We start from the raw sequence: 24618 nt of genomic DNA on the forward strand, positions 1-24618 counted from the left end.
TCTAAATCAGTGCGCTTTCTGGATCAACTTTGCGAACGACCCAGTTCGCGAATAGGATCATTCCGCAGCCCAGTACAGATTGCATGAAGGCAGAGGCGGACGCCATCCCGACTGTCGCGGTTTTGAGTTGTTTGTACACAAGCACATCGACCGTCGTGGTCACGTTGTAGAGAGAATTGGAGTCCCGCGGCACTTGGAAGAACAAACCAAAATCCGTGGAAAAGATGCCTCCGACTGACAGGATAAACATCAGCACGATAACAAATTTCATTAAAGGCAGCGTAATATACCGTGTCTGCTGCCACTTACTGGCACCATCAATGACGGCGGCTTCGTAATACGTTGAATCCATGCTTGTGATTGTCGCCAAGTAGACAACCATCCCATAGCCGAGACCCTTCCACATGTTCATAAACACAAGGAGATAAGGCCAATACGATGGTTCCATGTACCAATTTTTTGGATCCTGGTTGAAATGGGTCAGAACTTGATTGGCAATCCCCTTGTCATAGCTCAAGAATGCCCAAAGCACCGCGGAAACGACAACCCAAGATAGGAAATACGGGAGAAACATCATCGTCTGATAGATCTTGGCTGCCTTGCGGCTGTGCAGCTGTCCAACCATCAATGCAAGTGACACAGGCACGATGATACCCAGAATAATAAAAATCATGTTGTAACCGATTGTATTGCGAATTACGATCCAGACGTCGTTCGAACTGAACAGGAATTCAAAGTTTTTGAACCCAATCCAGTCGCTGTTTATAACATTACTGAGAAAATTCCCGTGAATCTTGAAATTCTTAAAAGCGATAATGACACCGAACATCGGCAAGAAGCTGAACAAAATGTACCAGATTGTGGTCGGAAGCACGAGCAGCGTGAGCTCGGTATCATGCTTGCGCCAGCGTGTTCGTACTCTTTTGCGGGTGACTTTTGCTCCCATATCATTCTTCCCTTCTTGTAGAACCTATCCTCGATTAGTTGTAATTCTATGTAAATCACCAGATGATTCCTAGATCAAAAACGTTAGATAATAGTCAAAAAACAATAGGTTTTAATATATTCCACATCGATACTTGGTGAGAGAATATAAGAAAGACCTTGAGAGTTTACCACCCTCAAGGTCTGCAACTATCTATTAACTTACGGACGAACCACAACACCATTTTTAAAATTCATCTACGGAAACTCCCACCTGCTATTTCATTCTCTGGAATTGCGGCTTCAATTCTTTTCAGGTCACTTTTAATAAATTGGACATCCAGAGACCGGATTGATAAAGATCGATATATTCTACGTTTAACCGTTTTAGCGTGTAGGCCAGATAATTTTTTATATGTTGAGGCCTAACTTCCAGGCCGTACATGAATCCGTCTAGCGCCACTAATGCTCCAAACTTTACAGCTAAAAAAGCCTTCTCTCTTTGGCTGCCTTTAAGTGCCTCACCAATAAGCATTTCATTATGTCCGCTGCTATAAAAATCAGCCGTATTTAAATGAGAAATTCCAGCATCCAACGCGGCAACCACTGCTCAAAATAATGAATAAGGGACTCGATTTCTCCACGAAACTGCTCTAAGCCCTTAAGTTTTAGATCCGTCTCAGCAAGGTGTTCACGAAGGGTCTCATCGTGAAATCGACATTATGATATCCTGGGTATCGCTTAAAGAAACAAACCAGTTTTGTAGAAGGATATTATGATGTGTAATGATTTGATCTGCAATTAAAAAGGAAGAGTCCGCAGTACTGTGACCATCTTTGGCTAAAATAACATCATATCCTAAGCTAAATGCTCTACGACATGTAGCATCAACACATATCTCAGTCTGAATTCCTGCGACAATCAGTTGATTAACGTCTAGCTGATTTAAATGTGATTCAAGGGTGGTATCTTGAAATGAATCTGGAAAGTCCTTTTCAATTTTCACATCTTGAGCGATCAAGGGTAAGGCGGGATGAAGACTCCACCCTGAGGATTTTTTTGAGGTTAGCGTCCCTAATTTCCCATTATGCTGCGTAAGTATGACTGGAATCTTACTTATGTGGGCCCACGTAATAAGTTGTTTGATATTATCTAATAATTTTTCACTGTTATGTATAAAGAGAGGATTCATAAATGATCCGATTTGTACATCTATGATCAATAATGCTGGCTTGTAGATCATAACTTTCCCCTCCTCATCCTGGATACTTCTTCATTCATTCTTGAGGTTAGAATTGCCCGTAAGCATAATTATATTCATTATTTTTTACACCTAATCAGTTATGAGACAAAGTTCTTGCCCTCTGTTTGGTACAAGAACTTTGTTTTGAATAAACTCTGAAATACTCATACTTCTTATGAATTCCATGCATGTTGAGGAGGCTCAAAAAAAGCTGCTTCAAAAGTATGTCTCTATAGATATTATTGATCAGGTGTTTCCAGAGGATATCTCTAAGCAAACGTACTTGGATGGACAACTTTACAATTTGTTATTGCTTGTCCATCGAGCTATCGTAAAGGATCTTAAACCAGACCATCCTTTCCTACAACAGCAGTTGCATGGCATATTTGCAGATACTCCATTACGTAAACGAAGAACTGTATAAAAACGTAAAACCCTATGAGTCGTTGGTGCCTAAGCATACTATGGATTTTTTAATAGAAGCATTTGAGGTATTAAATACGAAGAAGAATTCTTCTCTAAAGGATTAAACCGAGGGTTACATATAAAAAAGGAGAGCCGCCTTTATATAAGCAGTTCTCCTTATTTGGATTAAACCGTTTCTTAGTGGTCCAGGAATACAAGCTGGATGAAGAACAATACCGCAAAAATGTAGAATATCGGATGAACATCCTTACCCTTTCCGCGAAGCAGCTTGAGTACCGGATAGAAAATGAAGCCTACGCCGATGCCTGTCGCAATACTGTGCGTCAACGGAGTAAGTATGATAATCAGGAAGGCAGGAAATGTTTCTTCGAGATCCTTCCAATTGATTTTGCTGATTACGCTAATCATAAAGTAACCCACAATAATCAGTGCCGGAGAAGTGATCGCCGGGATACCTGATATCACACTAACGATAGGTGTAAAGAACAAAGTAAGAGCAAGCAGTACACTTACCGTAACCGCCGTCAGTCCTGTTCTTCCTCCTGCAGCCACCCCTGTGCTGGACTCGATATAAGCCGATGTTGGGCTTGTTCCGAGCAAAGCGCCAGTCGTAGTCCCTACAGCATCTGCCAATAGGGCGCCGCGTGAGCGCGGAAACTTACCTTCCTTCAGCAGTCCTGCTTGTTCAGCAACGCCGAGCATTGTCCCCGTCGTATCAAACAGCGTGATCAACAGGAACGTGAATATGATGGTATACAAACCATTAGAGAATACGCCTGCCAAATCCAGTTGGAAAGCCGTTGACGTGAGGCCTTGCGGCAAGGATACAATCGACTCCGGCATTTGAAATAGTCCCATGATCCAGGCAAGAACCGCTGTTACCACCATTCCGATGAACAGATAACCTTTTACATTGTAAGCCATAAGCACAACCGTGATAATCAAACCGATAATGGTCAGGTAAGTCATAGGCTCTGCCAAGTTCCCGATCGTAATCAAATTTGATTCTGAATCGGCAATAATCCCGGAATTTTGCAGGCCGACCGTTGTAATAAACAATCCAATCCCTGCTGTTATCGCGTGCTTAAGACTCGCAGGAATGGCATCAAGCAGCATGTAACGAAATGAAGTAAGCGATAAAATAATAAACAAAAGCCCTGCTATAAATACAGCTCCTAGTGCAACCTGCCAAGACACCCCATATCCAGCAACTACACTATAGGCAAAGAATGCATTCAGACCCATGCCAGGCGCTATGACAATCGGATAATTGGACCCGATTCCCATAATCAGCGTCGCCACAATACTCGCCAACACCGTAGCAATGAATACTCCGTTAAAGTCCATTCCTGTGCTGCTGAGTATTCCCGGGTTTACGATAACTATGTATACCATTGTGAAGAAAGTCGTGATCCCTGCGATGATCTCTGTTGAAACAGTCGTACCTCTTTCTTTTAGTTTGAACCAATTGTCCATGATTAAAGCCAGCCTCCAACTTTCAAATTATTCTCCAGAGCAAAAACAAAAAAATCCTAATCATCGTAATAGGATTGTAATATTACCGCTCCTATATTCGTCATTAGGATTAAAAAGCTAAGATTCTAAACCAATGATAAGGATACTCATATCTGCTTTACCCTGATGCCCTTTCGAATTTTAATAAATATAACACTCATTGTCAATGAATTAACGTATTGTTCACAGTTATTTACGAACTATATAGAGATGACATTAAGTATTCATTCGTTTTTCTGGAATAAGTTATACTGAATTTAATTCCCAATTCGCATGTATTTGCTTAAATGTTTTTAATTACGGCGATCAAAGAAAACGCCGATATACGGCAAAAGAGGCCCATTCCTTTAAATACTTATACCGATAAAACAAAAAAGCCGCTGAAATAGCGACTATAATTAAGACTATATTTTTGTCGTGGATAAAGTAAAATTCACAATAGAAAGTTCCGTTGTTGTTTGATACCCCAAGCCTTCATATAAGCGAACAGCAGGCAAGTTATTTGCTAATACACCCAGATAGACATCTGGTGACAGTTTTTTACCGAGGTGTGTCAATTCACTTGTTAGGCGTTTAGCTAATCCTCTTCCTCTGTAATCTAACCTGGTAACAATGTTCCCAAGCTCTACTAGCTGAGAGTCATAAAAATGGTATCCGCCCACAGCTATGAAATCTTCACTTTCCTTAATTCCAAGAAAAGGATAATCCACTAACTCACTCCTTGTGAAAAACCTCATTTCCCCACTATGTAAAAAATCAATTACCTTAGAATAATCATTTTCATTTATCCTTTTTGCAATGTTAGATTCAAGGAGTTTCGATTCATCCTGATGTTTCATAGTTAAAAAACGTTGAGGAATTCCTTTGATGAGACCGAAGGATTGAAAAAGTTCAAGGTCCTGTTGACAGAGTATCGTGCCACATACAGCACTTTCGTCAAGTTGGATCGTTTCTCTTGTAAAAGCAATGAGTTCTGGAAAAAAGATATCACGATCTTCAACTCGGAAGAAAGAAAATGCAGGAAAGGATAGTTCGCTAAAATAAGCTAATACGGCTGTAAGTTGACTATTCGTAAATTGACCAACATATTGAGCCTTATCCTTACGTTGCGTTAAATAACTATAAAAAAGCAAATTCTGTTCTGTATTAATGTGGGGCAATAATTCAAGAATTGTATCGTGAGTAAGCAATTGATGCGAAACCATTTTAACACCTCTCAAACTATAATTTCTATTCTGTTTTTTTATATTTTTTTCTTTCAACAAATACCCAGATATAGTACGTCAACCAAAATACAATAGGAACTAAGAATACATAAGCTCTCTGATTTACTGGAAGAAAATACATTATAAACAGTCCAATTATTAACATCGGTGGCATCAGGATAAAGTACTTTTTCTTATCTATGTTCATCCCTCCATTTGTTCAATATTCATAATAATAACATTCATTTATTTCTTTGATAAGATTCGCATCTGCTGCCAAAAGTAGAGTATAGTAGGCGTAGTTAAAATTATATTCTAGGAGGCTACAACCATGTCACAGGAGATCTGGATTAACCTGCCTGTCAAAGATGTTGAGAAGTCAACTGCCTTTTTCAATGAAATTGGATTCCATGCGGTGAGCGTTGGGAACGAGAGAGCCCAGCTTTCCATAGGTCAAACAACGATTTTGCTGTTCCCGGAGTCGACGTTTGAGAAATTCACAGGTTCAAAAACAGCAGATACTTCCAATAGCGCTGAAGTAATATTTTCCATTGGCGCTGAAAGCAGAGAAAAAGTAGATACCTTTATTCAAAAAGTAGAGTCTGCCGGAGGAAGCATCTTTGGCAAACCGAGTGAAATCGACGGCTGGATGTACGGCGCAGGATTTGCCGACCTGGACGGTCACCGCTGGAACCTGCTTTACATGGATGAGAGCAAAATGCCGAAATAATAAGTGAAAACGCCGGTTACCTGTTTAAGGTCATCGGCGTTCCTCCTATTTCTAAGTACAACGCAGCTGCCGGAGCATACATGTGACGAACAAACTACAAAATGGATTGAGATGGATGAGTTACCCCGTCTGCTCTTTCTTCGACATCTCCCTCTGGGCTGTAATCAGTGTGTAGTAAATGCCTTTTTTCTCTATTAGCTCGGCATGGGAGCCAATTTCTGCAATCTTGCCTTTCTCCAGTACCATCAGCCGGTCGGCATTGCGGAGTGTTGACAGCCTGTGGGCAATCGCAATCGTTGTCCTTCCTCTCATTACCTGCTGGAGCGCCGTCTGAATGACACTTTCCGTCTCAATATCGAGTGCAGAAGTCGCTTCATCCAGAATAAGAATTGGCGGATCATTCAGAATCGCTCTTGCAATTGCCAGACGCTGGCGCTCACCACCGGATATATTGTTCCCGTTCTCCTGAAGCAGCGTGTCGTACCCATCCGGCAGATTGATAATAAATGAATGCGCATTAGCAATTCTGGCCGCCCGGATGACTTCTTCCTCCGTCGCTTGCGGCTTAGAGTAACGGATATTATCAAGTATCGTGCCTGTGAATAGGAAGGTCTCCTGAAGCACGACACCAATCTGGGAGTGAATGTCATCCTTCTGGATGTCCCGAATGTCTACACCATCAATTTTAATTTGACCTTCATTCACATCATAGAAGCGGGAGACCAGATTAATCAGGGTAGACTTGCCCGATCCCGAATGACCCACCAACCCAATCATTTCCCCATTACGAATATCAAAAGACACATCCTTCAGCACCGGCTCATAGGAGTTATAGCCAAAGTACACACTGCGGAACGAAACCTCGCCATGAATCGTATGTCTCACTGTTTTATCAGTCTCCACTACATCCGGCTGCTCGTCAATGACCGAAAAAACGCGGTCAATGGAAATCATCGCATTGGAGACCCATCTTGGCATGAACATCATCCAGGCGATCGGTCCAAACACCATGGACGCATACATGCTGAACTTGATCAGTTCACCTACATTCATCTGATTGTTCAAAATCATGTTAGAGCCAAGCAGCAACACAACATATTGGCCAAGCTGAATTAAATAATTCGTTATCGGGGCCAGCATGTTGAACAGACTCTCGGTTCTTATCGTAGCGGCAGCAAAATCACTGTTATGGGACCGGAATTTTTTGATCTCCGTGGCTTCCTTGCCGAATGCCTTGACAACCCGGATTCCGCTCAGCACATCATGCAGAAAAGAACTCCCCCGGTCGTAGATTGCCCACTGTTTTTGATACAGTTTCCAGAGCACATGTTTCCAGATGTACATATTCATGTAGGCGACAATAGGGGCAGGCAACAGCACAACACATGCCAGGCGCCAGTCAGCGCTGAAGAGTAGGCTACTAGCCGCAACCAGCAAAATCATTTGATAGATTGCTGTTGTGCATAGCTCTTGAATCAATTGCCGAATCCGGTCTGTATCCGCCGTTACCCGGTTCATTATATCTCCCGCCCGTTGAGAGGTCATGAAGCCAAGCGGCAGGCTCAGTACTCGTTCATACACCATTTTGCGCAGATCGGCGGCAATATTGGAGCTGACATTCGCCATGACCCGTGCCCGAATAATCGCCAGCAGTTCTCCGGCCACAAGTCCTCCGATCATGGCGGCAAGTGCGAAATAGAACAGCTTCATGCTCGGACTATGTCCGTCAGACGGCTGCAAGACACCGTTAATCAGAATTTCCTGAAAATAAGGTCCTGCCAGTGCAATAGCGGAAGCCGCTATCATGACAATAAGACCCATCGCCAGCGGCTTCCAATGCTGCTTCGAGACACCGAACAGCTTTTTGAACGCCGCGGACTTGCTCATGCATCTGGGGCATACACGGGTTCCTTGCACTAGTCGATCACCGCACTTAACACAGACGTTTTCCTCATCATTATTGAAAATCCGAACTTTGCGGGCTGCTGATTTATCATTCAGCACTTGTGCAATATAACCGAAGCGTGGAGCATGCTCCATGGAGGAGCGGACGAGGATACGCTTTCCCTGCTCATCTTCGGTCTCCAGCACAATATTTCCGATAAGCGGAATGACTTTGTACTCCCATGAGTCAGCAATAATACCGGTTTCCTTCGCTTGACCATGCTCGATGTAAGCCCATTTATTCTGCCCGATAACCAGAAATCCGGCCGTACGGTAGCCAAGTAGCGACAGATTAGCGGGCACACAATATTCAATGTCAGTTCCGACAGCCTGCACAGCAGCTTTCACATCCGGCTCTGCAAGCGAAAAATTCAAATCCATAGGCATTCACCATCCTTCATGTCCGCTCTAGTCAACTTGATTAACCATACATACATAGCTCTACCATCCGGTATTCCTTGTCTGTCAGCTTATTTATATTTGGGATGACAAACCGATTACCGTCCACGTCAGTGACGAGCAGTCGGTCTGGGGTTACCAGCTTGGCGTTGCCACCACCACCTCTGACTGTGAATCGGCATAGTCCGCCTGTCGTCTCTGCTTCCCAGTAGGAGTAGCCAAACTCCTCCTTCACGTTAATCAACCTGCTAATTTCTGGAGTGAAATAACGGATTTGCAGCTGCTCCTCTAACAGCTGCGCTGTCTCTTCCGTAAAATCCTCCAGACTGTGGATCATACCAATTTCCTTGTTTTCAACCGTCCGGATGGACAAATACATGCGTCTATTCGTATGAGGGAAAGAGCAATGTACATACACGACTGGATGCGTCTTTTCCCCCACCGTTACGGATAACATCCGACCTTCCGTTTTATGAAATGTTGCATTATCCTCTGTGAGATAGTGAATGTCGGCGGCATCGGACAGCGAACCGGCCACGCCCTTTTCCTTCTGTAGCTCTGTATCCTGGGCTGGAGTTGTCTTCTTCTGTGATGCAGACGAACTCATGCTGAAATCACCTCGCTTATTTTTAATGCTTCATCATGCTTTTTCACCAATTGATAATAAGCGCCCTCGGTACTCATTAGCGATTCATGTGTTCCTTCTTCCACAACCTTGCCCTGATCCATCACGACCAGATAGTCGGCATTGCGAAGCGTGGAGAGCCGATGCGCAATGGCAATCGTTGTACGTCCCTTGATAAGTTTATCCAGCGCCTCTTGGATTTGCAGCTCGGTCTCCGTATCCAGAGAAGCTGTCGCTTCATCTAGAATCAGTATTATTGGGTTATGCAGAATTGCCCTCGCAATGGAGAGGCGTTGCTTTTCACCACCTGACAGATTGTATCCGCCCGTACCCACGATCGTATCGTAGCCGTCCGGCAGCTTCTCAATAAAATCATGGGCGTTGGCTATTTTCGCCGCATGAACGATATCCATGACACTGCAATCCGGCTTGGCATAGGCAATATTTTCAGCAATACTGCCTGATAGCACGTACACATCCTGCGATACGATTCCGATATTGGAGCGCAACGATTCAGCAGCCAAATCCTTCACATTTACTCCGTCGATCGTAATTGCACCTTCATTCACATCGTATAGCCGGGAAATGAGGTTGACGAGAGTTGATTTTCCTGCTCCAGATTGTCCGACGACGCCAATCATTTGTCCTGCCTTCACCTGCAGCGTAACATTCTTCAGATTCGATTTATTCGGCTCATAGCCAAATACAACATTTGATACTTGAATATCTCCCTTCATGACTGGAATCCGAATCGCATTCTCCTTCTCCTTCACATCAGGGCTTGCGTCCACAATTTCAAATAATCGCTGCGAAGCCGTCATGCAACGCGACCACCAGCCTACAATATTGTTCATAAACTCAATGGGCCCATATAACATATACATATAATTGACAAAGGTCAGCATAAGCCCGAACGAAATTTCACCCTTGAGTATCATCCACCCTCCAAATCCCCAGATGAGCATACCTCCCATTTGAGTCAGCCCATTAAGTACTGGAAAGATCGTACCGCTCAAACGGTTATAATTTTGCTCCGAGCCGGAGAAGTTCGCATTTGCCTGCTGGAAGCGCTGCATTTCTTTGTGCTCCATGCCAAATGCCTTGACGACACGGACACCTTTGATCGAGTCACTAATAATGGAGTTCAATGATGATACCTGGCGGTTCATCCGCCATGATAGCCTCGACAACTTGGGGAATACTTGGCGTGCCAGAAAAATAACAATCGGCATCGGCAAAAAACATAGCAGTGTGAGCTTCCAGTCCAATACCAGCAAAATGACGGTAATGCCGATGATATTCATTACATTCACAACAAAATAGGACAGTACATCAATGAAAAATATTTGCAGTTCAGCGGCGTCGTAATTAACTCTGGTCATCAGCTGTCCGGTCTGCTTCCGCTTGAAAAAGTTTAGTGATAAGCGCTGCATTGCAGTAAAAATGACAGATTTTATATCAAAAACAATGTTTGCGGCCAGCCTCGCATTGATGATTCCGAAGAAGACACCAAATAATAGAGATAAAGTGCGAAAAATAATGACTAGCAAGATGACTAGCCCTACCTGTCCGCCAAAATATCCTTCGCCTTTTAGCGCCTGATCAAATAAGGCCGTACCCGTCAAATATGGAATGACAAGCCCAGTCACGGAATTTAAAAGCATCAACACAATAATGAGCAGCAAAGAGGCTCTATAGGGCTTGGCAAACGATAGCAGCCGGAGGATCAATGCGCTTTTCTTCATGCATTTCGGGCAAATCTCTCGACCTTCTTCCGGGTAAATCCTCCCGCATTTGGGACAAGAGGCATTTGCCTCATCATCCTTCAGTAACTCGCTGTCCACCTCCTCCTGCTTTTTCAGCTTCGTAAAGATTGCTGCCAGCCTGGATGCCTTGCTCATCAGTCCATTCGTGAACGCCGCTATGATTCGCTCGTCTGGAGCCTTCATTACAAGCATCCCGGATGCAACAAGGTTCACAATGAAAACGGATTCAATTCCACTGATTTTCAACGTTTGAACCGACCATTTCCCCTCCTCCTGCGGATCCTGACGTGGATAACTTTTGACAGGGATCGAATAGCCCTTAAAGGTCTTTTCGTGATCCGGTTCCTTGAGACTTGTTGCAATAAGCATTTCATGCTGGGACAAGGCTATGTATGTATCGAGAAAATGCCCCTCTGGCGTACGATCACATGTCATTTCGAACAGGATATCCTTCTCCGCCCATTTCTGCTGCTGCAGCAATATTAATTTTTCTGTAGAATGAATAGTCATCAACTCCATATAAAATATCGAAACAAAATCCTTTTTTTACTAATTTTATTTTTAGAATGCTTCTATCTTATTTTCGGACCTTTACTTTGTCAACATTTTTGTTTAAAAAGTGTTGGATTCTGTATGCTCCATTCACATCGTAAATAAATTATCTTAAAAGTGCGTATTGACACTGAAATAATTGTGTATTAAAGTTACGTCATACATTTTACACTTTTATATTTAAAAAGTAACAAAGTGAATATTGATAGGTTTTTGCTGAAAGAAATGAATCTGAAGTAGACGCTCAATAATCGAGATAGAGGGGGATTTTGAAGGCTTTGTTGTTCAAAAATCAAGGGACTATGTTATATAAAGAAAGACTATCCATAAGTTCTGGATAGCCTCGTCATAGGATTCAACATTTTTAGCTGACAAAATAGAATATAAATCTCACTTCATGAATACTTAACTCACCGTTTCTTCCGTATCGATGTATCTATTTACTTTTAGTCCATTCATCCGATACGTAAGAGCACCGATAAAGGAAAGAGAAAATCCAATTGATGCGTAGATGTAGAGCGTTTGAATACCTACAGTATCCGCTAACCAACCAGATAATAATAATGATACACCATATAGAATTGAGGTAAGTGATGATTGGGCCGCAAATAACGGTGGAAGCTCTGAAGCGGGAACGCTTGTTTGGTAAGAAGTACGTTCCGCTAAATCCTTTATGGCTTGAGAAGCCCCGATTGCGAACATGATAAAGAGTGTCACTAACGGGCTAGTAGAAAAACTGAATGCGAGTGTTAGCGCAGCAACGCATCCACTGCCCACCGCTAGCATGCCCCCTAGATTCCAGTTTCCGTTCGATAAACGGCTCATAAGAATGCTAATGAGAACGAATCCACCTAAATTGGCGCCATTCATCCATCCCCACCATACTTCACCCACATGTAGTCGTTCTCCTACGAACACGAGCAATAGCGCCCCTGCGAATGCACCTCTAAATAAGCCTTCCCATACATCCATCCATAACAAAACACGTAACTGCGGTAACCTAAAATAATTCTGCCATCCATCTTGAAGCGATCGTCTCCAAGAACCCACTGGTGTTTGGTGTGTGCTGTTTCTGGTTTCGTATATCATGGAGGATGATAACCAAGCACCGCCTAATAACATTGTAGAAAGGAGCAGCACTTGACTTGCACCAAGCCAACTGACTGTCATGGATCCGAACGCCCATCCGGCCAGAGAACATGACTGTACAATACCCACTAGCACGCTGTTCGCTTTAAGCAACGATGCTTCAGGCACGGTTAGAGCAACAAGAGAAGATCTTACTGGGCCCGCTACCCCCTCCAGAATTGATATCCCAAAAACCATTCCGATCAATATAGCAATATTAGGATTGTCTTTGCCCATTAGAAACATATATATGGTGAGCAATGCCAAGCCAATAGTTTGCCCTCCAAGACTAGATGCAAGTAAGCGGTTCAAGCGCAACTTACGCACGATAAGAGGAGCCGCGATGCTGCCGATTGTCATACCAGCAACTCTAAGTAGGGGATACAAAGCCGTTACGGTAGCAGAACCAGATAGATGGTAAAGCGTGACGACAAGCGCCAAAATGTACCAGATGTCTCCTAAAGTAGATAGAGCCTGACTAAGCCAGAGTCTATGAAATGATTTTGTAAGCATTGTACTCATCCTTTTCAATATTCAGTTGTATTCAGGAAAAGGAATGAGATTCTACAATGGTCTGCCTCCGATCAGATTGAAAAAGATTTTTTTATTATAGCATTTGTTTTTGATTTTAAATAGTTTTGTACCTACTTTATATGTGTTGAAACTAATCATGTTATGACCTTCATGATCACTCTCATTCATTAAGGATACTTCTATCTCACCTATTTGTTCAGCTAGTTCATTCTCTGAGATGATATCATTTCTTGTTATATGAACTACTTTCTTTAGATTTATCATTTTGTAATGTAAGATCTAATTGTTCTTTGAGTTCTTCCACATTATGACAAACAACTGAAGAATTCATCAACATCAGATGTCCCCATTGATTGATATTGAATTCACCTTCATGTAGACAAAAGATTGGTTTCTTATGCGCATAAGCATAACCAAGCTCCCAGCAGGTATTACTTAAATTCAAGCCATTGTTGTTTAAAACAGCGACAAACATATCACATTCTTCTATTGCCTTAACTGCAGATTTGAACATTTCATCTCCACTTTTTGAGTGTATAGATTGATTTTCTATGTCTCTATGTGGTAGATGTGTGGTTAAAAAGTGTGCTTCCATAATCGTATTTAACCGTTCCAACTTTCGTCGTTCCCCAGAAGTAAGTATAGAGCCTGACAAATATACATTTTTACGCAAATATCCCACGCTCCTATTCACAGGCTTCGTCATATAGTAATTTCTATTTGAATGATTAGAGCAGTCCTACTGTAAATCCATCATTTTTTGAATGGTTATAAGAACACCATTTTCTTCATTAGATTTTGTGATGAAACTTGCTGCTTTTTTGGTGTTCTCGCAAGCATTGCTAACAGCAAAGCTGTACTTAGCAATTGCCATCAGTTCAACATCGTTCTCTCCATCACCGAACGACATCGTTTCCTCCGCAGTTACCCCCAGCATATCCTGTAATTTTTTTACCGTTTCGCCTTTATGGGTATGAAGAGCAGTAATATCGAGCCACCTGGCTTCAGAGTCGACAATGTAGATTTGGCCATTTAACGTCTGTTCCACATGTTTTCTAAGCATTGTGCTTCTGCCTTCTGTATCAAATACGGTTATTTTGATAAAATCACTATCGATTTCGGAGAAGGAATCCATTTTTATGACTTGTTCATAAGAGCCTTTAACTACGTTGTACATATCATCAGAGATAGAGGAATGTACGTATGCTGCATCGCTTGCACATACAATGATTGTCATGTGGGGATCAAAACCTTGAATTTCTTCAATTGCTCGCAGAACGAGTGTGCGATCAATGCTAAACTCTTTGACGACTTTTCCATCTTTCTTGATTCTGGCTGCGCTATCTCCAAGAATCCAAATCCCTTTTCCATGGTCACCAAACAACTTTTCTACTCGTTCACACTGTTTTCCCGTGCAGGCTACAAACGTTATTCCTTTCTTTTGCATTTCTTCATGTACTTCATTAAAAAGTTCAATATCAAACGAACCTTGATTATTCAGAAATGTTCCATCCAGATCAGTTACTACGAGTTTAATCATTTAAAATCCTCCGAGTTCAAGTTGGATTTATTATTCATCTTTATAAAGTTAACTTATTAAGTATTCATGGCAAAACCTTTATCTATTCAAAGAGATCATTAATTGATCGAATTGGCTTCACTTCTATAGGCTGATTCGACGATTTCAAAGCCGCATATGCCCCAATCCAAATGATAACTGCTAAAATTATATATACCATAACCCTCACCTCCCGTATTTCCGTAGATCCTTCTAATGTAGCCAGCGCTTTTTGTAACCCTCTTTATAAAACAACTTTATAAAGTCAGTATGCAGCAAACCTTAATGCTCTGTCAAAGGGTAATTAAGGAATCTTCTATAGCCTCCGCCGTATGTAAAAGAAAACCTCTACATCAATGAAGAAGTCTTCAATGATATAGAGGTTTATTTCGATTTGAAAATTGGTTTTCAGGTAAATTATCTTTTATCTGACCTGAATTAATGTGCGGTATAGCCTCCATCAACAAGCAAGGTAGTACCATTCACGAAACTAGCATCATCGCTGGCTAAGAACAACACAGCTTTTGCGACTTCTTCTGGTCGTCCAAGTCTGCCCTGTGGATGAAGTGAAGTTAAATATTCTTTGCTTTTTGCATCTACGTTCTTCAAGAGAGGCGTTTCAATGTATCCAGGACATACGGCGTTAACACGGATTCCCTTACTGGCATAAGCAGTACATAAATTCTGAGTTAACAGTTTAACGCCTCCTTTTGCCGAGGCATAAGCTGTCGTTTTAGGCAATGCAACAAAGCTGTGGATTGAGCCAGCATTAACAATAACGCCGCCATTTCCTTGCTTAAGGAACTGCTCAATAGCATATTTATCGGAAAGAAATACACCTGACAAGTTAATATCGATGGTTCGTTTCCATTTATCATATGACAATACATCAGCGGCTTCGTCATCGGCAACCCCTGCATTTGCATACATAATATCCAACTTACCATATTTCTCAACGGTTTCATTAATCATGTGTTTAATATCTTCTTCTTTAGTCACATCTGTTTTGACAAATAACGTATCATGACCTTCCCCATTGAGTTCGGCAGCTAGTTCTTTACCATGTTCAGAGAAGTCAGCAATGACCACTTTTGCTCCTTCTTTTGCGAAAAGGCGAACGGTGGCTTCACCAATTCCACTAGCACCACCTGTAACAATAGCTACTTTTTCATTTAATTTCATAAGATTCAACCGCTCCATTTCTTCATAGTAAGATTCATGAACTTGTACTCCTCAATCTTACTCCTTTAATTTTGAAATACTATCCTATAAAGTTCTGTGTAATAATGGATTGTATACCCCCCCATTTGTAGGGTATTTCACTTGAAGGGAACGGCTTATTATGACACAAAATTTTCATCCATATACTGAAATGACTTTTCAGGAATTTGTATTATTTTTCAAAACGCATAGCAAACAGCTCGAAGAAAACACAAATATTTACCTGATCTCGGAAGCTAACATCTCTGAGACACATCGGAACGAAACGGGAGTACTGATGAGATCCTTTTTTCAGATGTTTACTTATTCAGACTTGGATCATATGGATAATCATTATTCTTCTTATTTGGATACCTGGGTTCAATCCCAGCTAACCATTTTAAATATGGCAAGCTTACAATGGCTTCAAATTATATTGGAAAAAGCTTTAATAACACTATTAATACAACTGAAACATCAACGGATGATGGACCCGCTCATGTTCCTGTTATCTGTCTTTTCGTATCTGATGCATAGCTTTCATAAGTGGGCTGATACGGTGTCTGGTAATCATGAAACGGAGGAAAATGAAGAATTAAAAAAACTGCGTTTGCTGGACCAATTAAACCAACTCCTAGTCAGTTCTTCCGGAGCTTCAGATCTCGCCTTTATCCTGAAAAAATGTGAGAAGTATTTCAATTATAAACGCTGTGTCTTCTATGCATATGTACCTTGGTCCAACCAGTTCTATGGGGTCATTGGCGAAGAACTTCCGAAAATTCAGAGCATGAAAGGACAATTGACTGAGCAAAATCTGATCTTCAACTCTAAAAGACCGATCTATTTGAAAGACCCAAAACCTTATTTAAGGGACGAGCATATCCAGTTATTTCAGTTGTCTTCGATTATTTTTATACCGATTGCCCACGATCATCAATTGTACGGCTGGGTCACTTTTGACCAAATGGGAGAATCATTTAATTGCACAAAGGATGAGCTGGATTTGCTTGAACAAGTGGGAAAGAGAATTGGTTTGTTTTTATCCAGGAAAGAGAAGGAAAACACCGCCAAAACGATGGCCATCGCTTTAACAGAAAGGGAGTCTACCGTGCTCGAACTTCTGGCGGAAGGTTATGATAACAAGAAAATCGCTTCCTTGTTGTTCCTCAGCGAGTATACAGTAAGAGATTACGTAAGCAGCTTGATGACTAAGCTGCGTGCAAAAAATCGAACACAGGTCGTTGCCTATGCTTTTCGTTGGGGGTTATTGAGTTAGTACCTTTGAATTTAGTTCGTCAAAAAAATAAGATCACCAACATGTGTATCATGTTGGTGATCTTTTATTCATTCAGCCCTTCTTGGGTAAATGCACAATAACGTTGAATTGATCGCCGTGAATCTCGACCTTAATCTTGCCTCCATGCAACTCAACGATGCTTTTCACAATAGCCAGCCCTAGTCCCGAGCCTTCTGTCTGGCGGGATTCGTCTGCTCTTTTGAAACGTTCAAACAATTCTTCCGCATCAAAATCAATCTCATAGGCAGAGGTGTTTTGAATTTTAAACCTTACCAGATCATCCGTCTCGTCCAGATAAATATAGATGCGGGTTCCTGGAAGCGAATATTTCTGTGCGTTGCTAATTAAATTTTCGAATACACGCCATATTTTATTACCATCCAAATTTGCATGGATCGGAAACTTGGCAATCCTCTCCCGAATTTCGAGCGACGCTTGTCCCATATGGGTGTTTGATTCTGCTATCGCTTGTGTCAATAACGTTGCCACATCGACATACTCCATATCCAGCTCTATTGTACCGCTGGCCATCTTAGAGATATCGAACAGGTCTTCAATTAATAGTTTCAGTCGAAGCGCCTTGCGTTCCAGCGTTTCAATATAGGCTCGGGTTGTTTCCGAAGGATGATTTTCTTTTTTTAATAAATCGACATAGTTGATAATTGAAGTAAGCGGAGTCTTCAAATCATGCGATACGTTGGTAATCAGTTCCGTTTTTAACCGCTCGCTTTTCATTTGATGTTCCAACGCGCTTTGATACCCGGCTTTCATATTGTTAATATAGCCGGCAAGTTCAGATAGAGAATCGTTTCCGTTATCTTGAATTGAGTTCTGAATATTCCCTTTGGCAATCTCTTTACTTCCATTGATGATGGCCATGAAACGCCCAAGCTTGGAGAGCATATAAGGAACCAGAAACAGCACAAATAGCAACAAATAAAGAATGAGCCATCCCTGTCCGTAATATGTGACTGCCTCCCAAAAACAAATGCCGGCTAAGGCGGTCAGCAGAAACATAAGAATGAGGCCAAACGTTAGTCTCCCGTTTTGCAGACTGGCTCTAAAGCCGGTTCTCCAAATATGAAAATAATCTATCAACACACTGCCATCCCAGAAGGAACGTTTATTATGTGGTGCCTTAAAATAACGAAACAGTCTGGCTACCAACAAACCCAAGATAATACTGGAAAGCAATTCCCAGATGAAACGTGAAGTTGAAAATCTCAGACTCAACCCCAAATATAAATACTCGTTTATAAGTATAAAGATCCCTATAATAACTGCGATTATGATGACAAGAAGGTCGATTCCAATCTTTCGATCTTCTTTACTTTTTCTCGATTTTGTATCCAATTCCCCATACCACCTTCAAATATTTTGGGTCTTTAGGATTGATCTCAATTTTCTCACGAATGTTTCTCACGTGTACGGCAACCGTATTCTCTGAAGCAAAGACCGGCTCATTCCACACGCGCTCATAAATCTCTTCAATCGAGAAAACTCTGCCCTTGTTTTCCATTAACAACTCCAAAATTTTGTATTCCTTCGCCGTCAGTCTAACGTCCTCTCCATCCACTTCAACAGTCTTGGAGCTTTTGTTCAGCACAAGTCCTTTTACTTGAATGATCTCTTCTCCAATGGAGTGAAAGGAACCTAAATTCGTAAACCGGCGCAGCTGGGATCGGACTCTTGCGATCAGTTCCAAGGGATTAAACGGCTTCGTTATATAATCGTCAGCTCCAACATTAAGTCCCAAAATCTTGTCACTATCCTCCGATTTGGCGGAGAGCATAATGATCGGTATATTTTTATCTTCACGAATCTTAAATGTCGTCTTGATTCCATCAAGCTGCGGCATCATGAGGTCCATGATAATAAGATGAATCGTTTCTTGTTCAAGGATCTCCAGTGCCTCCACTCCGTTAGAGGCCGTAAATACGTCTACATCATTGCTTTTTAAGTAAATAACGAGAGCTTCTCGAATTTCCGGTTCATCGTCTACAACAAGAATATTATTGATCTCCATATTTCTCACCTTCATCGTGTAATTGCTCCTACAACTCTACAATACTTTCTGCGGAGGCACCAGTTATGTAAAGCGAATACATTTTTCCATTTTCTTTTCATCAGACCATCATACACAATCTACATGAAAAATCTCTGGTATAAAAACGAAGGAATTTATGAAGTTTTAATACATCGTTAGATAGTGATTGAGAACATAATGAATCTCATGGGCAATGTTTATTCAACATGGTTATTCCCTTCGCATACGTTTATGTGTGTCGAAAAAAAGGATGAAATCGAATAGGTATCTTGATTTTCCCTCTATGCACCCTTACATTTCAATAGAAAAAAGCGGGGCATTAAGCCCCGCCAATAGTAATGTTTGTAATCCAGCCTTCAGGCGCTGGGAGAACTCCCATCTGGATACCAGTAAGAGTTTCTAGTAGTTTCTTTGAAATAGGTCCCATTTCTGACATACCACTTGGGAAATATATTTCTTTACCATGGTCATCTATTTTACCCACAGGAGAAATAACAGCTGCAGTTCCACATAAACCACATTCTGCAAAATCTTTTACCTCTTCGAAAAGAACTTCCCTTTCCTCAACTTCAAGGCCGAGATATTTCTCAGCAACGACCATTAAAGATCGTCTGGTGATGGACGGAAGAATACTTTCTGACTTAGGTGTAACAACTTTATTGTCTTTGGTTATAAAGATAAAATTGGCCCCGCCTGTTTCTTCAACCTTGGTTCTGGTTGCAGCATCCAAAAACATATTTTCATCAAATCCATTTTTTTGGGCTGTTCTTAGCGCATGAAGACTCATGGCATAATTCAATCCTGCTTTGATATGTCCTGTACCATAAGGCGCAGCACGATCATAATCACTAACACAGAGGGTAAGGGGCTTGGCTCCTCCTTTAAAATAAGGGCCTACTGGTGTAGTAAATACTCTAAACTGATACTCTTCAGAAGGTTTAATCCCAATAACAGGACCACTTCCGAATAGAGTAGGTCGTATGTATAGTGTAGCACCAGAGCCATACGGTGGTACATATGATGCATTTGCTTTTACTGTCTCGACAATAGCATCTATAAACCTATCCTTTGGAAAGGGTTGCATATGAAGTCTTATAGCGGAATCCTCCATGCGCTGTGCATTTAAATCGGGACGAAAAATAGCAATTTGTCCGTCTTGGGTGGTATAGGCTTTTAAGCCTTCAAAGCATGTCTGCGCATATTGGAGAACGCCTGCCGATTCGTTGAGCACTACATTGGTATCCTCTGTTAAAATTCCATCATCCCATTTTCCTTCTATAAAATTTGAAACATATCGTTTTTCTGTCTTTCTGTAATTGAATCCGAGATTACTCCAGTCCAAGTTTTGCTTTTCCATTTTGTCACCATACCTTTATTTTATCATTTCATTTTTGAACCATTTACTGCGATACTGCCTTTTCTAAACCTTTAGGAATTCTTCCATTTGTAAGTTACACAATTAAATTCTATTGTCAAAATAACACGTTCAAACAATTCAGGTCAATTAATAACAATAAAAAGTTGGAGTTGTTTAAGTCATATATGTATCTATCCCCGTTCTTTCTTTAATATCTAAAGAAGAACGGGGATCTTCATTAATAACATCAACCTTAGTAACGGGACTCAGGTTTCGTAATACCTTTAGAAGGTCAGAATCACTTTTCCCTGAGAGTGACCCGTCGACACTTTATTCAATGCCTTTTCGATATCATCAAACGTGTAGGTTGAGTCTATAGATGGCTTAATATCATCTTTTTCTATTAGGCTTGTGATCTCTTGTAATTGAATTCCACTGGCTTGTACAAATAAAAAGCGGTATTCATTCTGATTCTTACGCGCTAGAGAATCCAATCGAGCACCTGCCAGACCAAACAATCCTTTTTTCCACATCGGAAAATCATTATCAACCGCAAAGCGATAATTAGGGCCAGCTTTCAAGGATACCAATTTCCCATGTGGTTTTAGAATACCCTGTTCAGCTTTGATATCTTCGGCACCCAAGGTGTCTATCACATAATCGATATCGGACAAGATGTCAGCATAATGTTCTTCCTTATAATTAATGAATTGATCTGCCCCGATTGATAATGTACGTGATCTGCCTCTTTCACTGCCACTTGTAATAACCGTTAATCCCATGGACTTAGCAATGGGGATAGCCATCGCACCGAATCCTCCGGTTCCTCCAGAAATAAACAGCTTTTTATTGGTTTTGGCTTGAAGTACATCATGTAACGCTTGATACGCAGTTAAGGAAGTAAGCGGCACGGCAGCAGCTTCAATAAAAGATAGATTCTCGGGCATCATGGATAAAGCATCTTCATTCACAGCTGCATATTCAGCAAAAGCACCAATTTTATTCAGCGGCAACCTTGTGTACACATGGTCCCCTACTTTAAAATTCAAAACATCTTCACCAACAGCTTCAATCACACCAGATAGTTCATTCCCTAGAGTTAAAGGCAACTTATAGTTGGCAATCATCCGAACGCTGCCGTTCATATTCATGATATCCAGTGGATTGACACCCGCAGCTTTTACTTTGACAAGGACCTCTCGACTATCGATATGAGGGATGTCCATCCGGTTTAATTCTACATGAATGGTTTTGGAATACTTCTGTATTTGAGCTGCTCTCATCATCTTCCTCTTCCTCTGCTATTAGACTAAAAATATGACGTACAATGTTCAGTTGTACGCCACGTTTCACGCTTGATGTTAGTGTAGCTCCTCTGTTGAAAGCTAAATCTAATTGAGCTAATTCTTTTACAAGGTAGATATAAAGTTCAGGACCTTATTCACCATCTTGGACTCCACCCAGAGGTGTATCCTCTCTGTCATGTGTGCCATTGCGAGTCGATGGGGCAATTCTATCTTACCGATTTTCGTTGTAGTCCATAATTTCACCAATGGTATTCACTGCTGTTTTGATGTATTCCACAGCTATGTGAATTGAATTTATAATTCTGAAATAACTGGATAGATCGGACCTCTCAGATTGAAATTATAGTTCTGATCTACGATCCCTACCACTTCGTTGTGATCATACAGTTCCACCATAAAGCCCGCCATTTCTTTAGCCGTGTGGTACTTAGGCATGTTTGCTTTGTAGTCAAATTCTTCAGCATCTATGGATCTCTTCACGAATTCCGTTTCCGTTATCGCGGGTGCCAGGATTTTCGCTTTTAGTTTTGCACCTTTCAGTTCCAGTTCTTTGGCAAGACCTTCTGTGAAGGCACTAACATAATATTTCGATGCAGAATAAGCAACACTACCAACAGCAATGGCATATCCGAGTGCGGAAGAGACGTTAATTAACTGAGTACCTTCAACCTCAGCATAATCTCGCACATACAGTGTAGAAAGGATGGTCAGGGATTCAATGTTCACTCGTAACATCGTTTCAACTTTATCTAATTTCTGTTCTGCTATAAATGAACCTTCACCGAGCCCTGCATTGTTGATCCAGGTCTCAATCTGGTATTCCTTCAGATTGTTATATAGTGTGTAAGCCTGATCTGTAACAGATAGGTCACTTGTCTGAACAATAACATTTACTTGGGGATCTATACTCTGAATGGTTGATTTAAGCTCCTCCAGTTTATCCAATCTTCTAGCTACCAAAATCAAGTTTTTTCCACGTGCTGCAAATGCTAATGCCGTTTCATATCCAATTCCTAAACTTGCTCCAGTAATCACTGTGTATTTCATCATAATCTCTCCTTAGGTTCCTACATTTTTTTAGAATGATCGTTCTCTAATGTGTAAAAAAACAGTTAGATCTAACTTGCTGTTTAATCTAAAGCAGACAGTGTCATATCAATAATATTCATTATTTTTTGTTGATCTGTTGTTGTCTTAACCAACGTACGCAGTCCTAGCCAAGCGTTCATTAGATAATGAGAAATAACTACCGAGTCAAGATCAGAATTAATCTCACCCGTTTGTTGCCCCTCCAGAACAAGGTTAGTCAAACATTCCTCGGTTCGCGCATAACTCTCACCCACGAAGCATGAAACTTCAGTGTCTAATACACCTAACTCCACACCTGAATTCACCAAAAAGCACCCCAGAGGTTCTCCTTCGTTTCTTACAGTAAACTCAAACATCTCACGGATTAATTGTCTGATTGGTTGTTGTTTTTCAATCAGAATCTTCATTCTGCTGGTCTGCTTCGTTTCATATCGTTCCAGAGCTTTCATAAATAAAGCATGTTTATCCCCAAAGGTATCATAGATACTTCTTCTATGAATACCCATAAACTCAACCAAGTCTTGCATTGAAGTTTTCTCATATCCTTGTGTCCAGAAGAGATGCATTGCTTTATCTAATACTTCATTAACTTCAAACTCTTTGGATCTTGCCATCGTCATCACCTCAAATAATCATTATACATTAAGTGATTGTTCGGCAAACTGAGATAGTTAAATTGAACATATCTCAGTGATAAGACATGTCGAATTAAGCCTGGATTCTTCGTTTGTTTGCTTGTAGCCAATCCGGTGTCCAACCTTTTTCCAGAGCATCCAGGGTCACACCCGGCGGAACGATGGCGTCGATTGCATCCAGGATATCAGTGCTTAACCGGATATCGCTGCCTTTTAATGTTTCACGCAGTTGCTCAATTGTTCTTGCCCCCACTATTGCAGAGGTAATCGACGAATGAGCTTGTGTAAAAGCCATGGCAAGATGAGGCAACGTTAATCCTGCTTCATTTGCAAGGGTTTGGAGCTCGGCAACGGCTTCGAACTTGGTACGATTTTCTTCTCGATTCGGGTCGACAACAACCGAAAGTTTCCCTAGTGATCCCGCTGCTCTTGAATCTGGAGCAGCCGCTTCTCCCGAGCGGTATTTTCCAGTTAATAAGCCACCCGAAAGCGGGCTCCAAACCAGGACACCCATTCCATATTTCGCGGTTGCGGCAAGCAAATCGAATTCGATACTCCGATTCAAAATGGAATAAGGGGCTTGCTCAGATACGAAGCGTGCCATATTTTTACGTTCACTAGCCCATTGTGCTTCGGTTACCTGCCATGCTTGAAAATTGGATGTACCGATATAGCGAATCTTCCCTTCACGAACCAAATCCGTCAACGCGTCAAGACTCTCTTCAATATCGGTATGGAGATCTGGCTGATGCAGTTGATATATATCGATATGATCCGTTTGAAGCCTTCTCAAGCTTCCCTCGACTGCACGCTTGATCCAATACTTCGAGTTACCAGATTGATTAAGTCCACTGCCCATGGGCATTCCGCCTTTTGTGGCTAGAATAACATCCTGTCTGCGGCCCTGTAGGAGCTTACCCAGAATCTCTTCGGATTGACCACTGGAGTAAACGTCCGCCGTATCAATGAGGTTAATGCCTCCAGCCAAAGCCTCATCCAACATGACTGCAGCCTCTTTTTCCGTATTATTTCCCCAAAAACCAAATGTGCCTGTACCTAATACAAAACCGCTTACTTTAAGACCTGTATTTCCTAATACACGATACTCCATGTTCAATTCATCCCTTCTACATATTA

21 protein-coding genes are annotated in these 24618 nt (G+C 41.5%); 2 read left to right on the forward strand and 19 right to left on the reverse strand.

Annotation, left to right across the window (positions count from 1 at the left end):
* Position 1 precedes the first annotated feature (1 nt).
* The 5 genes from PTQ21_RS22625 to PTQ21_RS22645 all read right to left on the reverse strand — a co-directional run bounded on the left by PTQ21_RS22625 (position 2) and on the right by PTQ21_RS22645 (position 5370).
* Positions 2–946 (reverse strand): ABC transporter permease, encoded by a 945-nt coding sequence (locus PTQ21_RS22625; RefSeq protein WP_090806770.1) that lies wholly within the window; start codon positions 944–946, stop codon positions 2–4.
* A 291-nt stretch (positions 947–1237) separates the two neighbouring features.
* Entirely contained in the window at positions 1238–1531 is a 294-nt protein-coding gene (locus PTQ21_RS22630; protein WP_256337886.1) for an aldo/keto reductase, read from the reverse strand.
* Positions 1532–1627: 96 nt separating this feature from the next.
* Positions 1628–2167, reverse strand: coding sequence for a cysteine hydrolase family protein (locus PTQ21_RS22635; RefSeq protein WP_063563693.1), 540 nt, complete (start codon positions 2165–2167; stop codon positions 1628–1630).
* 603 nt (positions 2168–2770) lie between these two features.
* Complete coding sequence (locus tag PTQ21_RS22640; RefSeq protein WP_063563691.1) at positions 2771–4069, reverse strand: NCS2 family permease; 1299 nt, start codon at positions 4067–4069, stop codon at positions 2771–2773.
* A gap of 443 nt (positions 4070–4512) precedes the next feature.
* Positions 4513–5370, reverse strand: coding sequence for a GNAT family N-acetyltransferase (locus PTQ21_RS22645; RefSeq protein ID WP_274567239.1), 858 nt, complete (start codon positions 5368–5370; stop codon positions 4513–4515).
* A 274-nt stretch (positions 5371–5644) separates the two neighbouring features.
* On the opposite strand from PTQ21_RS22645, the gene PTQ21_RS22650 reads away from it, so the two are divergent.
* Positions 5645–6043, forward strand: coding sequence for a VOC family protein (locus tag PTQ21_RS22650; protein ID WP_090806776.1), 399 nt, complete (start codon positions 5645–5647; stop codon positions 6041–6043).
* 120 nt (positions 6044–6163) lie between these two features.
* Here the strand turns inward: PTQ21_RS22650 and PTQ21_RS22655 are convergent, their stop codons facing one another.
* The 7 genes from PTQ21_RS22655 to PTQ21_RS22685 all read right to left on the reverse strand — a co-directional run bounded on the left by PTQ21_RS22655 (position 6164) and on the right by PTQ21_RS22685 (position 15731).
* Complete coding sequence (locus PTQ21_RS22655; protein WP_090806778.1) at positions 6164–8368, reverse strand: ABC transporter ATP-binding protein; 2205 nt, start codon at positions 8366–8368, stop codon at positions 6164–6166.
* Positions 8369–8408: 40 nt separating this feature from the next.
* A complete protein-coding gene (locus PTQ21_RS22660) occupies positions 8409–8993 on the reverse strand; it encodes a DUF1854 domain-containing protein (protein WP_072733115.1) in 585 nt (194 codons plus the stop codon).
* Positions 8990–11287, reverse strand: a complete 2298-nt coding sequence (locus PTQ21_RS22665) for an ABC transporter ATP-binding protein (protein WP_090807537.1) — start codon at positions 11285–11287, stop codon at positions 8990–8992. Before PTQ21_RS22665 ends, PTQ21_RS22660 begins: the two co-directional genes overlap by 4 nt.
* A gap of 447 nt (positions 11288–11734) precedes the next feature.
* The gene (locus tag PTQ21_RS22670; protein ID WP_274567241.1) at positions 11735–12970 is read right to left on the reverse strand and encodes an MFS transporter; all 1236 of its coding nucleotides are present in this window, start codon (positions 12968–12970) and stop codon (positions 11735–11737) included.
* 244 nt (positions 12971–13214) lie between these two features.
* Entirely contained in the window at positions 13215–13664 is a 450-nt protein-coding gene (locus tag PTQ21_RS22675; protein ID WP_063563684.1) for a nucleoside 2-deoxyribosyltransferase domain-containing protein, read from the reverse strand.
* Between the two features lie 66 nt (positions 13665–13730).
* Entirely contained in the window at positions 13731–14531 is an 801-nt protein-coding gene (locus tag PTQ21_RS22680; RefSeq protein WP_090806784.1) for an HAD-IIB family hydrolase, read from the reverse strand.
* A 456-nt stretch (positions 14532–14987) separates the two neighbouring features.
* On the reverse strand, positions 14988–15731 hold the full coding sequence (locus PTQ21_RS22685) for an SDR family NAD(P)-dependent oxidoreductase (protein WP_064640818.1): 744 nt from the start codon (positions 15729–15731) through the stop codon (positions 14988–14990).
* A gap of 160 nt (positions 15732–15891) precedes the next feature.
* Here PTQ21_RS22685 and PTQ21_RS22690 point away from each other — a divergent pair, with 160 nt between their 5' ends.
* On the forward strand, positions 15892–17025 hold the full coding sequence (locus PTQ21_RS22690) for a LuxR C-terminal-related transcriptional regulator (RefSeq protein WP_064637648.1): 1134 nt from the start codon (positions 15892–15894) through the stop codon (positions 17023–17025).
* Between the two features lie 72 nt (positions 17026–17097).
* Here PTQ21_RS22690 and PTQ21_RS22695 read toward each other — a convergent pair whose 3' ends face one another.
* From PTQ21_RS22695 to PTQ21_RS22725, 7 genes are all read right to left on the reverse strand, one after another.
* Entirely contained in the window at positions 17098–18222 is a 1125-nt protein-coding gene (locus PTQ21_RS22695; RefSeq protein WP_143806496.1) for a sensor histidine kinase, read from the reverse strand.
* 151 nt (positions 18223–18373) lie between these two features.
* Entirely contained in the window at positions 18374–19072 is a 699-nt protein-coding gene (locus tag PTQ21_RS22700) for a response regulator transcription factor (protein WP_064640817.1), read from the reverse strand.
* Positions 19073–19412: 340 nt separating this feature from the next.
* The gene (locus tag PTQ21_RS22705; RefSeq protein WP_063563680.1) at positions 19413–20450 is read right to left on the reverse strand and encodes a branched-chain amino acid aminotransferase; all 1038 of its coding nucleotides are present in this window, start codon (positions 20448–20450) and stop codon (positions 19413–19415) included.
* A 284-nt stretch (positions 20451–20734) separates the two neighbouring features.
* Positions 20735–21733 (reverse strand): NADP-dependent oxidoreductase, encoded by a 999-nt coding sequence (locus PTQ21_RS22710; protein WP_274570551.1) that lies wholly within the window; start codon positions 21731–21733, stop codon positions 20735–20737.
* 318 nt (positions 21734–22051) lie between these two features.
* Complete coding sequence (locus PTQ21_RS22715) at positions 22052–22804, reverse strand: SDR family NAD(P)-dependent oxidoreductase (RefSeq protein WP_274570552.1); 753 nt, start codon at positions 22802–22804, stop codon at positions 22052–22054.
* Positions 22805–22887: 83 nt separating this feature from the next.
* On the reverse strand, positions 22888–23460 hold the full coding sequence (locus PTQ21_RS22720) for a TetR/AcrR family transcriptional regulator (RefSeq protein ID WP_274567243.1): 573 nt from the start codon (positions 23458–23460) through the stop codon (positions 22888–22890).
* 94 nt (positions 23461–23554) lie between these two features.
* A complete protein-coding gene (locus PTQ21_RS22725; RefSeq protein WP_274567244.1) occupies positions 23555–24592 on the reverse strand; it encodes an aldo/keto reductase in 1038 nt (345 codons plus the stop codon).
* Positions 24593–24618 lie beyond the last annotated feature (26 nt).

The sequence above is a fragment of the Paenibacillus marchantiae genome, assembly GCF_028771845.1.
GTDB classification, from domain to species: domain Bacteria; phylum Bacillota; class Bacilli; order Paenibacillales; family Paenibacillaceae; genus Paenibacillus; species Paenibacillus marchantiae.

Bases quoted from the DNA above. Each gene is read 5' to 3' on its own strand.
- PTQ21_RS22625 (WP_090806770.1), bottom strand. From the start codon at position 946: ATGGGAGCAAAAGTCACCCGCAAAAGAGTACGAACACGCTGGCGCAAG.
- PTQ21_RS22635 (WP_063563693.1), bottom strand. From the start codon at position 2,167: ATGATCTACAAGCCAGCATTATTGATCATAGATGTACAAATCGGATCA.
- PTQ21_RS22640 (WP_063563691.1), bottom strand. From the start codon at position 4,069: ATGGACAATTGGTTCAAACTAAAAGAAAGAGGTACGACTGTTTCAACA.
- PTQ21_RS22650 (WP_090806776.1), top strand. From the start codon at position 5,645: ATGTCACAGGAGATCTGGATTAACCTGCCTGTCAAAGATGTTGAGAAG.
- PTQ21_RS22655 (WP_090806778.1), bottom strand. From the start codon at position 8,368: ATGGATTTGAATTTTTCGCTTGCAGAGCCGGATGTGAAAGCTGCTGTG.
- PTQ21_RS22660 (WP_072733115.1), bottom strand. From the start codon at position 8,993: ATGAGTTCGTCTGCATCACAGAAGAAGACAACTCCAGCCCAGGATACA.
- PTQ21_RS22665 (WP_090807537.1), bottom strand. From the start codon at position 11,287: ATGACTATTCATTCTACAGAAAAATTAATATTGCTGCAGCAGCAGAAA.
- PTQ21_RS22670 (WP_274567241.1), bottom strand. From the start codon at position 12,970: ATGCTTACAAAATCATTTCATAGACTCTGGCTTAGTCAGGCTCTATCT.
- PTQ21_RS22680 (WP_090806784.1), bottom strand. From the start codon at position 14,531: ATGATTAAACTCGTAGTAACTGATCTGGATGGAACATTTCTGAATAAT.
- PTQ21_RS22685 (WP_064640818.1), bottom strand. From the start codon at position 15,731: ATGAAATTAAATGAAAAAGTAGCTATTGTTACAGGTGGTGCTAGTGGA.
- PTQ21_RS22690 (WP_064637648.1), top strand. From the start codon at position 15,892: ATGACACAAAATTTTCATCCATATACTGAAATGACTTTTCAGGAATTT.
- PTQ21_RS22700 (WP_064640817.1), bottom strand. From the start codon at position 19,072: ATGGAGATCAATAATATTCTTGTTGTAGACGATGAACCGGAAATTCGA.
- PTQ21_RS22705 (WP_063563680.1), bottom strand. From the start codon at position 20,450: ATGGAAAAGCAAAACTTGGACTGGAGTAATCTCGGATTCAATTACAGA.
- PTQ21_RS22710 (WP_274570551.1), bottom strand. From the start codon at position 21,733: ATGAGAGCAGCTCAAATACAGAAGTATTCCAAAACCATTCATGTAGAA.
- PTQ21_RS22715 (WP_274570552.1), bottom strand. From the start codon at position 22,804: ATGAAATACACAGTGATTACTGGAGCAAGTTTAGGAATTGGATATGAA.
- PTQ21_RS22720 (WP_274567243.1), bottom strand. From the start codon at position 23,460: ATGGCAAGATCCAAAGAGTTTGAAGTTAATGAAGTATTAGATAAAGCA.
- PTQ21_RS22725 (WP_274567244.1), bottom strand. From the start codon at position 24,592: ATGGAGTATCGTGTATTAGGAAATACAGGTCTTAAAGTAAGCGGTTTT.